This window comes from Streptomyces sp. WAC 04229, assembly GCF_003947455.1.
In the GTDB taxonomy this organism is placed as follows: Bacteria; Actinomycetota; Actinomycetes; order Streptomycetales; family Streptomycetaceae; genus Streptomyces.
Window position 1 is genome coordinate 1 of sequence record NZ_QHJH01000073.1, and the last position, 9,708, is coordinate 9,708.

Sequence of the window (9,708 nt, forward strand, 5' to 3'; positions counted from 1 at the left end):
AGGTGGGGAGTGGGGGGTTCCGGGTGGGCGCCCGCGCGCCTTTTGGTCGGTTCACCCGTATTCGTACCCCTGATAACGGCGCGATAGGTGCCCCATATCGGCCGCCAGCACAGTGGAGCCGATCTCGTTTCGAGGTGTCGAATCAACCCTGAGCCCCAGAGGTGAACGCCCATGAGTACGGACCCCAAGTCGGTTGTGCACGGGATTCTGGCCGAGGACCTGGAAGTGGAGCCGGCGGACATCACGGACGCGGCGCTGCTGCGGGACCTGGAGCTGGACTCGCTGGCCGTCGCCGAGCTGATCGTGCGGATCAAGGAGGAGACCGGCGTGGACCTCGCCGGGGAGGAGACGCGGATCGCGGATCTCAGCGTGGGGGAAGTCGTCTCGCTGGCCGGCGCGGGTCTGGAAGCGGCGTGACCGAGGGGCCCGTGGCCATCACCGGTGCCGGACTGGTGACGCCGGCCGGCACCGACGCCGACTCGACCTGGGAGGCGATGTGTGCCGCCGAGTCCCTGGAGAGCGGTGATCCGGAGCCGCTGGCCGGTACCGGGGCCTGGCACAGTCTGCGGGTGCCCGAGCTGCGGCCGGGGCAGCTGACCGGGCGCGGGACCGCCCGGACCGATCCCTTCATACGGTTCGCGCTCGCCGCCGTCGAGGAGGCGCTCACGCAGTCGCGGCTCGATCCCGGCAGCTGGGACGGCAGCCGGGTGGGAGTAGTGGTGGGCAGCGCCTTCGGGGGTGTCACCACGCATGACGAGCAGCACCGGCGGATGGAGCGGCAGGGGGCGGGCATGGTCTCGCCGTATCTGCATCCCCGGGCCCTGATCAACATGGCCGCCGGGACCATCGGTGCGCGGTACGGGATCACCGGGCCGGGGCACACCGTGGCGGCGGCCTGTGCGTCGGGTGCCTCGGCGTTCGGGCTGGGCAAGATGCTGCTGGACGCCGGGGTCTGCGACACGGTCGTGGCCTGCGGCACGGACGCCGCCGTCACCCCCCTCGTCGTCTCCGGGTTCGCCCGCATGGGCGCGCTGTCCGAGCAGAAGGCGACCGACGCGTCCCGGCCGTTCGCCGCCGACCGCGACGGCTTCGTGATCTCGGAGGGTGCCGCGGCCGTCGTGATGGAGAAGCCGGCGAAGGCCCGCGCCCGCGGTGCCGAGGTGCTGGGGCGGCTGCTCGGGCACGCCGACACCTCCGACGCGCATCACCCGACCGCCCCCCGCCCGGACGGGGCGGGCGCCGCCGCTGCCGTCGAGCGGGCGCTGGCGGCGGCCCGCATGTCGGTGCGGGATGTGGACTCGGTCAATGCGCACGGCACCTCCACTCCGCAGAACGACCAGACCGAGGCCCGGCTCATCGCCCGCCTCTTCCCGCACGGCCCGGCCGTCACCGCCAACAAGGGCCTGCTGGGCCACACCCTCGGCGCGGCCGGTGCCATCGAGGCCGTACTGACCCTGCGCAGCCTGCGCACCGGCATCCTGCCGCCCATCGCGCACACCGAGCGGGCCGACCCCGGCCTGCCCGACCTCGACCTGGTCCTCGGCGGCCCGCGCCGGCACGGCGGGAGCGTCGCCGTGAGCACCTCCTTCGGCTTCGGCGGCAGCAACTGCGCGCTCGTACTCGACGCCGCCTGACCCCCCACATACGCAACTCGCGGTCGCACCGTCATGCCCTGACATCGCCCGGGTGCGTGCGGCCATTCCTGGAGAGTTCATGACGCAACGCGAAGAAGAGCTGGCCCGTGTCCTCTCCGGGCCCGAGTTCGCCACCATCCGGCCCGACGACCTCAGCGTCCGCGACTACAGCCTGCTCACGCTGCGCCGGGCGCGGCTCCTCAACGGGGCCGGGTTCGCGGCGAATTCGCTGTGGCTGGGGCGCGGTGACAGCGACCGCTTCCCCGAGTTCCTGCGCACCATGGGCTGGATCGGCGCGTACGACCTGTCCCTGCTCAACGTCCTCGTTTCGCACCAGATCGCGGGCGACGCGCTGCTCAGCCACGCCGGTACGGAGCAACTCGACGCCTGGACGGCGGAGATCGACTCGATGGAGCGGATGTACTGCTTCGCCGGGTCCGAACTGCTCGCCGGGTCCGATCTGAAGCAGGTGCGGACCGTCGCGACGTACGACCCCCGCGACCGCACCCTGGTGCTCGACACCCCGCGGCCCGCCGACAGCAAGGTGTGGACCGGCAACAGCCTGCACAGCGGCGACGTGGCCATGGTGCTGAGCCGGCTGGTGGTCGGCGGGCGGGACGAGGGGCACCACTGGCTGCGGGTCCCGCTGCGCGCGGACGGGCAGGTGCTGCCCGGCGTGCGGATCGGGCGGGCCGAGCCCAAGGGCGGCGTCACCGCCAACCAGACCGGTGTGCTGACCTTCACCGGTCACCGGCTTCCGCTGTCCGCCCTGATGAACCGGTGGGCGTCGATCGACGAAGAGGGGAGGTACAGCTCCCCGTTGCCGCGTCACCGGCGGTTCGAGGAGTGTCTGGCCACCTTCACGCACGAGCGGCTCTTCCCTTCGGTGGGCGCGGCGTACGCGCAGCTGCTCGCCTGCGCGATCACCACCCGGTTCGCGGCCGTCAAGCAGACCTTCGGCCGGCCGCTGCTCGGCCACGAGCACTACCGCATGCGGCTGACCGCGGCCGTGGGCCGGTCGCTGGGCGCCCGGCACGCCATGGCCGCGCTGTCCGGCATCGCGGTGGCCCGCAGCGCGCAGGGGGCCCCGGCCCGCGACCAGGTATTGCACGCGCTGATCTCCTGCGGGAAGTCCGGCTCGACCGGCGACGCCCGGCACACGCTCGCGGAGACCCGCGAGCTGTGCGGCGGGCTCGGCTACCACGACGCGAACCAGATCGCGCCCCTGCTGCACGACTACGAGATCGCCGTCACCTTCGGCGGCGACAACACCGTCCTCGGCTACCAGGCGACCCGGTTCGCCCTGCGCCACCGCGCGGACTTCGACAAGGTGCTCGACGAGGCGGCCGCCGGGGCCACGCGCCTGGACGCCGCCCGGGTGCTGCGGGCCGTCTGCTACGCCCTGCTCGACCGGGTGGAGCGGGACGGTGCCGGGGAGGCCAGCGCCCGGTGGAGCCGCGCCGTCCACCAGATGCTGGCGATCGGACACTGGGCCCGCGAGGCCGCGACCCCGTTGTCCGAACGGCTGCTGGGGCAGTACGCCGCGGCCTGTGTGCTGGAGCACGCGCTGACCGGGCTGCGGGCCGGGATCCTCGACCAGGACGCGCTCCTCGGATTCGAGGCGGCCCGGCACGAGGCGGCCGGCGCGTCCCTCGACGCCGAGGCGCTGCTGCGTGAACTGGCCGTGCCCGAGGGGCTGATCAGCGCGCCCATCGCCCACCCCGACTTCGCGGAACGGCACGCCGCCGCGGCCCACGCCGGGTCCGGGCGGCCCGCGCACCCGGCCTCCGCCGAAGCCGGCGGTCACGACGCCCCCGACGCCACCGACGCCAGGGACGGCCACGCCGCCCACGCCACCCCCGGCGCCGTCCAGGCGGGAGTACGCCCGTGACCGCGTCGCCCGACCGCGTCGGCGCCGTCGTCACCGGACTCGGCACCTGCCTGCCGGAGACGGTCGTCACCAACGACGAGTTGTCCCGGCACCTGGACACCGACCACGCCTGGATCCACAGCCGCACCGGCATCGAACGCCGCCGCCGCGTGTCCGCCGGGACCACCACCGGGGACCTCGCCGTGGCCGCCGGGGCCGCCGCGCTGAAGTCCGCCGGCCGCGACGACTGCGACCTCGTACTCCTCGCGACCACGACACCGGACCGGCGCTGCCCCGCCACCGCCCCCCGGGTGGCGTCCCGGCTCGGGCTGCGGGCCGCCGCGTTCGACCTGTCCGCCGTGTGCTCCGGGTTCGTGTACGGGCTGTCCGTCGCCGACGCGATGATCACCGCGGGCACCTGTGAGCGGGCCCTGGTCATCGGCGCGGACGTCTACTCGTCGATCGTCGACCCCGGCGACCGGGGTACGGCCGTCGTCTTCGGCGACGGGGCCGGCGCCGTGCTCCTGGAGCGCGGCCGGACCGGCGATCCGGGGGCGGTGCTCCACACCGAACTCGGCAGCGACGGCACCGGCGACGACCTCATCACCATCCCGCCGGACGGCGACCACCTCACCATGCAGGGCAGCGACGTCTACGCCCGCGCCGTGACCACCATGACGGAGTCCGCGCGCTCCGTCGCCGCGCACGTGGGCTGGGACCTGGCCGACGTGGACGCCTTCGTCGGACACCAGGCGAACCTCCGCATCCTCACCTCGGTCGCCAAGCGCCTCGGCCTGCCCCGGGAGCGGGTGGTGTCGAACATCGCGGACGTCGCCAACACCGCCGCCGCGTCCATCCCCCTCGCGCTGGCCGACGCGGCCGCCGAGGGACGTGTCGGCTCCGGCGACCGGCTGCTCCTGACCGCCTTCGGCGGCGGCCTCACCTGGGGTTCCGCCGCCGTCGTCTGGTCGGGTGCGGAACCCGTGCAGGACCAGCGGAGCTGACCGCACCGTGCGCACGTGAGGAAAGGACAACGTGGCTCCGAAGCTGCGGATCGCAGTGGTCGGCGGGGGTATCGGCGGACTCGCCGCCACCCTCGCGCTGACCCGGAAGGGCCATGAGGTACGGATCTTCGAGCAGGCACCGGAACTCCGGGAATCGGGCGTGGGCATGCACCTGGGCCCCAACGGCAGCCGCCTCCTGGAGCGCTGGGGCCTCGGCGAGCGGCTGCGCGCCGTCGGCGTACGGCCCACCGGCATGGAGGTGCGGGACTGGTCGCATGGCGCCCCCTGGTGCGGCAGCCGATGGGAGAGCTGCTCGTCTCCGACCCGCACGCGCCCCTGCGGGAGGCCGTCGCCGCGACGGAGGTCAAGGAGCTGCTCCTCGGCCTGGCCGGCCTCACCGGAACCTGAAATTCCGCTCATGCTCACTCGATACGCGGCCGATAACGACGGCCCATAGCGTCACGAGTGCACACAAAACGAATGTGGACGGAGGCTCTGACAATGGCTGCGAATGCCGCGCGGTCGGCGCCGCGTTACGACGTGACGCTGAACCAGTCGGACGCGGAACTCGTCGAGGAAATAGCCTGGAAGCTCGCCACTCAGGCGACCGGCCGGCCCGACGACGCCGAATGGGTCGAGGCGGCCAGGAACGCCTGGCACGAATGGCCCGCGGATCTGCGCAAGAAACTCGCCGGATTCCGCCGGGACTCGGGGCCGGACGGCGGCATGCTGCTGCGCGGGCTGCCGGTCGACTCGATGGGGCTGCCGCCGACCCCGGCGGTCAACGGCTCCGTGCAGCGCGAGCCCTCACTGGGCGCCGCCGTGCTGCTGATGGTGGCCTGCGGACTGGGCGACCCCGGCGCGTTCCGGCCGGAGAAGAACGGGGCCCTCGTCCAGGACGTCGTCCCCGTGCCCGGGATGGAGGAGTTCCAGGGCAACGCCGGCTCGACCCTGCTGACGTTCCACAACGAGAACGCCTTCCACGAGCACCGCCCCGACTTCGTGATGCTGCTGTGCCTGCGGGCCGACCCCACGGGCCGGGCGGGCCTGCGCACCGCCTGCATCCGGCGGGTGCTCCCGCTGCTCTCCGACCGCACCGTGGACGCCCTGTGGGCACCGGAGTTCATCACCGCCCCGCCGCCGTCCTTCAACCTGAGCGGCCCCGGCGAGGCAGCGGGACCCGTCCTCCTCGGCGACCCGTCCGACCCCGACCTCCGGGTGGACCTGGCCGCCACCGAACCGGTCACCGAACGCGCCGCCGAGGCCCTGCGGGAACTCCAGGCCCACTTCGACGCCACCGCGACCACCCACCGCCTCGCCCCGGGCGAGCTGGCGATCGTCGACAACCGGGTCACCGTCCACGGCCGCACCGAGTTCACGCCTCGCTACGACGGCACCGACCGCTGGCTCCAGCGCACCTTCGTGCTGACCGACCTGCGCCGCTGCCGCGCGATGCGCCCGGCCGACGGCTACGTGCTCTCAGACGCGCCACAGCCCGCCTGACCGGCGAAGCCCCCGCAGTGAAACAGGAGTAGGAGTCCGATGACGAGCACGCAGACCAGGGAGCGGCCGCCCGCTCCGGACGCCGGGGCGGAGAGCGCGCCGGAACCCGGGCCGCCGTCCCCGCCGGCCCGGAAGGTCGGACTGCGCTCCCTGTTCCCGTATCTCCAGGGCTACTGGCCGACGCTGGGGATCGTCGCGGTGCTCTCGCTGGTGGTGACCCTCCTCACCCTCAGCCAGCCGGTGCTCACCCGCGACGTGCTCACCGACATCGAGGCGGACCGGCCGGTGGGCCGGCTGGTCGCCCTGCTCATCGGCGTCCTCGTCGTCGTGGCCGTGCTCGGCGGCGTCCGCGACTACCTGCTCCAGCGGGCCGCCGAGGGGCTGGTCCTGACCGCCCGGCGGCGGCTGGTCGCCCGGCTGCTGCGGCTGCCCATCACCGAGTACGACCGGCGCCGCACCGGCGACATGCTCTCCCGGGTCGGCGCCGACACCACGATGCTGCGCGCGGTGGTCACCTCGGGCCTGTTCGACACCGTGACCAACGTCGTCATGGTCGGCGGCTCCGCGCTCATGATGTGCCTGATCGACCCCACCCTGTTCGCCGCCACCGCCCTCGGCCTCGGCCTCGGCGTCCTCGCCGTCGTCGGGCTCTCCCGCCGGGTGCGGGGCGCCTCCCGCGACGCCCAGGACCGGATCGGCGAGATGACGTCCGCCGTCGAGCGCGCCATCTCCGCCGTCCGCACGATCCGCGCCAGCGGCGCCGAGGAACGCGAGGGGCACGCCGTCGACGGCTACGCCAAGGAGGCGTACCACGCCGGCATGCGCATCGCCCGGCTCCAGGCGATGATCAACCCGATCACGTCCACCACCATCCAGGTGGCGTTCCTCGTGGTCCTCGGCCTGGGCGGCGCCCGGGTGGCAAGCGGCGCCATCCAGGTCGGCGACATGGTCGCCTTCGTGCTGTTCCTGTTCATGCTCTGGTTCCCGCTCGGCCGCGCGCTGACCGCCTACTCCCGGCTCCAGTCCGGGCTCGGCGCCCTCCAGCGCATCGAGGAGATGGTGGACCTGCCGCAGGAGACCGACAGCGCCGCCGCGGGGACGCTGACCGTGCGGGAGCGGACCCGGCCCGATGCGGAGACCGGCTCCGCACGGCCGCCCGCGATCGAGTTCGACCGGGTCAGCTTCGGCTACGACAACGGCGAGACGGTCCTGCGGAACGTGTCCCTCACCGTCCCCCGCGGCACCCGCACCGCCCTGGTCGGCCCCTCCGGGGCGGGCAAGTCCACGCTGCTGTCGCTGGTGGAACGGTTCTACGACGTCACCTCGGGCGTCGTACGGGTCGGCGGCACCGACGTACGCGACCTGCCGCGCCGACAGCTGCGCCAACGCCTCGGCTACGTCGAGCAGTCGGCGCCCGTCCTCGCCGGCACCGTCCGCGACAACCTGTCCCTCGCCGCGCCCGACGCCACCGACGACGACATGCGGGAGGTGCTGCGCTCGGTCAACCTCCTGGGCGTCGTCGAGCGGGCGCCGCTCGGCCTGGACACCGAGGTCGGCGAGGGCGGCGTCCTGCTGTCCGGTGGCGAACGGCAGCGGCTCGCCCTGGCCCGCACCTTCCTCGCCGCGCCGCCGATCATGCTGCTCGACGAGGCGACCAGCAACCTCGACGCCCGCAACGAGGCCCTGATGCGGGACGCCATCGGCACCGTCACCGCCGACCGCACGCTGCTCGTGGTCGCCCACCGGCTCTCCACCGTCGTGGACAGCGACCAGATCGTCGTCCTGGAACACGGCGAGGTCGTCGCCGCGGGCCGGCACGAGGAACTGACCGGCACCAGCCCCCTCTACCGCGAACTGGCCAGCCACCAGCTGCTCATCCAGTAACCCCTCCCCACGAAGGGGCCTCCCGGTGACTTCACCGGGAGGCCCCTTCGCGTGTGCCGCGGGCCGGTCAGCCCGCCGTCGCCAGGCACTGCCGGACCCGGTGCCGGGTCAGCTCCCACGCGGCGTCCAGACGCACCGCCCGGGCCCGCGAGGCGTCGTCGGTGAACCGCTGGTGGGCGCGGCGCTCGCGGTAGAGCAGCAGCGTCAGGTTCACCAGGAACGGCATCATCCCGTCCCGCTCGTCGGCGCGTTCGGCCACCGCCACCTCGATCCGGGCCCGGGCGCCGGGGACGTCCCCGAGCAGCATCCAGAGCTGGGCGAGGTCGAGGCAGGGCAGGTACAGGGCGCTGCTCGCCCAGTCGATCAGGACCTGCCGGCCCCGGCTGCGGACCACGTTGGCGAGGACCAGGTCGCCGTGGCCGAACTCGCGGGGGACACCGGACAGTTCGAGCAGCCTGAGCAGCGAGGCCCAGTGCGCGTCGTCGAAGACGCCCTGGGCGTGCACGCCCTCCAGCATCCCCCGGTAGTCCACCGACCAGCCCTCGGCCAGCGCGGGGTGCCAGTGGCGCAGCCGCTCCACCGCCGCCAGCACCCCGTCCAGGTCCTCGCGGGAGACGGGCGTGACCGGGAACCGGTCGGGCGCCAGCACCTCCCCGGCGAGCCGCTCCATGACCAGCACGGCGCGCTCCTTGTCGGAGGCGAACCGCCGGGGCACCGGCACCGGCGGCGCCACGGCGTCGAACAGGTCGTACGTGTCGATCTCCCGCAGGCACTGGCGCCGCCAGTCGGGGGTGCGCACCTTGGCCAGCGCCTCGACGCCGTCCAGCAAGCCGCCCACCACCAGGGAGGTGCGGCTGCGGTAGACGACCTCGCCGGGGGCGAAGCCGGGGCACACCTCCAGGGCCAGCCCGAGCAGGTGGCGGTCGTCGGGCGTCAGGTCCCCGGACGCGGCCTTCGGCGCGGTCTCGGAATCGGTCTGCAAGGGGTTCTCCTTCACCGGCGCAGGAATTCGACGAGGCTCTTGTTCACCGCGTCCGGTGACTCCAGATAGCCGTAGTGCCCGCAGTCGGGCACCAGCTCGTACTCGGCGCCGGGGATCGCGTCGGCGACCTCCCGGCCCAGGTGGGGCGGGGCGATCAGGTCGTCCTGGAAGGCGATGACGCGCGTGGCGGCCCGGATGCCGCGGTACGCCTCGCGCCGGTCGGGCATCATGCCGACCTCGAGCTGGGCCCGGTGCCCCGGCCCGGAGACCCGGGTCAGCTCCAGCACGTCGAGCCAGTCGCGGGCCTGCCGGTCGTTGTCGAGGGTGCGGGGCGAGAGGTTCTGCATGGCCTGCACGACCGCCTCGTAGGCGGCGGGCAGCTCGACCCCTTGGTCGTACAGTTCCATCTCCGCGCGGCACAGCGCCTCGCGCAGGGCGTCCGGGCGGGCCCGGGTCGCCATCAGCACCAGCCGGTCCACGAGGTCGGGCCGGGACAGGGCCAGCTCCTGGGCGATGTGGGCGCCCATGGAGATGCCGGCCACCCGGCAGGGGCCCAGGCGGAGTTCCTCGACGAGGGCCGCGGTGTCGGCGACCAGGTCGTCGATGCCGAAGCCGCCCGGGCACTCCTCGCTCGGGGCGATCCCCCGGTTGTCGAAGCTGATCACCCGGTGGCCGGCGGCGACCAGGGCGGGCACCTGGTGCAGGTGCCAGGCCCGGCCGCTGCCGCCCGAGCCCATCACCAGCAGCACGGCCGGCGCCGAGCCGCCACCTCCCGGCGGGGCGCTGTCGTAGTAGTTGATCCGGATGTCGTTGACGGTGATGACAGGCATG

Annotated in this window: 8 protein-coding genes and 1 pseudogene; 7 read left to right on the forward strand and 2 right to left on the reverse strand. The window is 73.7% G+C overall.

Annotated elements, in window-relative coordinates:
• The first annotated feature begins 171 nt into the window (after window positions 1–171).
• The 7 genes and pseudogenes from DMH12_RS20355 (at window position 172) to DMH12_RS20385 (ending at window position 7,895) form a co-directional block, all read left to right on the forward strand.
• Window positions 172–417, forward strand: coding sequence for a phosphopantetheine-binding protein (locus DMH12_RS20355; RefSeq protein WP_122619752.1), 246 nt, complete (start codon window positions 172–174; stop codon window positions 415–417).
• Entirely contained in the window at window positions 414–1,634 is a 1,221-nt protein-coding gene (locus DMH12_RS20360) for a beta-ketoacyl-[acyl-carrier-protein] synthase family protein (protein WP_125492958.1), read from the forward strand. Before DMH12_RS20355 ends, DMH12_RS20360 begins: the two co-directional genes overlap by 4 nt.
• A gap of 79 nt (window positions 1,635–1,713) precedes the next feature.
• The gene (locus DMH12_RS20365) at window positions 1,714–3,525 is read left to right on the forward strand and encodes an acyl-CoA dehydrogenase family protein (RefSeq protein ID WP_260474261.1); all 1,812 of its coding nucleotides are present in this window, start codon (window positions 1,714–1,716) and stop codon (window positions 3,523–3,525) included.
• Window positions 3,522–4,508, forward strand: a complete 987-nt coding sequence (locus DMH12_RS20370) for a beta-ketoacyl-ACP synthase III (RefSeq protein WP_125492959.1) — start codon at window positions 3,522–3,524, stop codon at window positions 4,506–4,508. Before DMH12_RS20365 ends, DMH12_RS20370 begins: the two co-directional genes overlap by 4 nt.
• A 55-nt stretch (window positions 4,509–4,563) precedes the next feature.
• Window positions 4,564–4,713, forward strand: a pseudogene (locus DMH12_RS39860) (NAD(P)-binding protein); the annotation flags it as partial.
• 296 nt (window positions 4,714–5,009) lie between these two features.
• Window positions 5,010–6,011 carry a clavaminate synthase family protein gene (locus DMH12_RS20380; protein WP_125492960.1) on the forward strand — a complete coding sequence of 334 codons (1,002 nt, stop codon included), beginning with the start codon at window positions 5,010–5,012 and terminating at the stop codon, window positions 6,009–6,011.
• A 39-nt stretch (window positions 6,012–6,050) separates the two neighbouring features.
• Window positions 6,051–7,895 (forward strand): ABC transporter ATP-binding protein, encoded by a 1,845-nt coding sequence (locus tag DMH12_RS20385; RefSeq protein ID WP_125492961.1) that lies wholly within the window; start codon window positions 6,051–6,053, stop codon window positions 7,893–7,895.
• A 67-nt stretch (window positions 7,896–7,962) separates the two neighbouring features.
• Here the strand turns inward: DMH12_RS20385 and hasP are convergent, their stop codons facing one another.
• Both hasP and DMH12_RS20395 read right to left on the reverse strand, forming a co-directional pair.
• Complete coding sequence (gene hasP / locus DMH12_RS20390) at window positions 7,963–8,832, reverse strand: 3-hydroxyasparagine phosphotransferase (RefSeq protein ID WP_125492964.1); 870 nt, start codon at window positions 8,830–8,832, stop codon at window positions 7,963–7,965.
• A gap of 56 nt (window positions 8,833–8,888) precedes the next feature.
• Window positions 8,889–9,707, reverse strand: a complete 819-nt coding sequence (locus tag DMH12_RS20395) for an alpha/beta fold hydrolase (RefSeq protein ID WP_125492962.1) — start codon at window positions 9,705–9,707, stop codon at window positions 8,889–8,891.
• Window position 9,708: the final 1 nt, after the last annotated feature.

Bases quoted from the DNA above. Each gene is read 5' to 3' on its own strand.
- DMH12_RS20380 (WP_125492960.1), top strand. From the start codon at position 5,010: ATGGCTGCGAATGCCGCGCGGTCGGCGCCGCGTTACGACGTGACGCTG.
- DMH12_RS20355 (WP_122619752.1), top strand. From the start codon at position 172: ATGAGTACGGACCCCAAGTCGGTTGTGCACGGGATTCTGGCCGAGGAC.
- DMH12_RS20365 (WP_260474261.1), top strand. From the start codon at position 1,714: ATGACGCAACGCGAAGAAGAGCTGGCCCGTGTCCTCTCCGGGCCCGAG.
- DMH12_RS20385 (WP_125492961.1), top strand. From the start codon at position 6,051: ATGACGAGCACGCAGACCAGGGAGCGGCCGCCCGCTCCGGACGCCGGG.
- DMH12_RS20395 (WP_125492962.1), bottom strand. From the start codon at position 9,707: ATGCCTGTCATCACCGTCAACGACATCCGGATCAACTACTACGACAGC.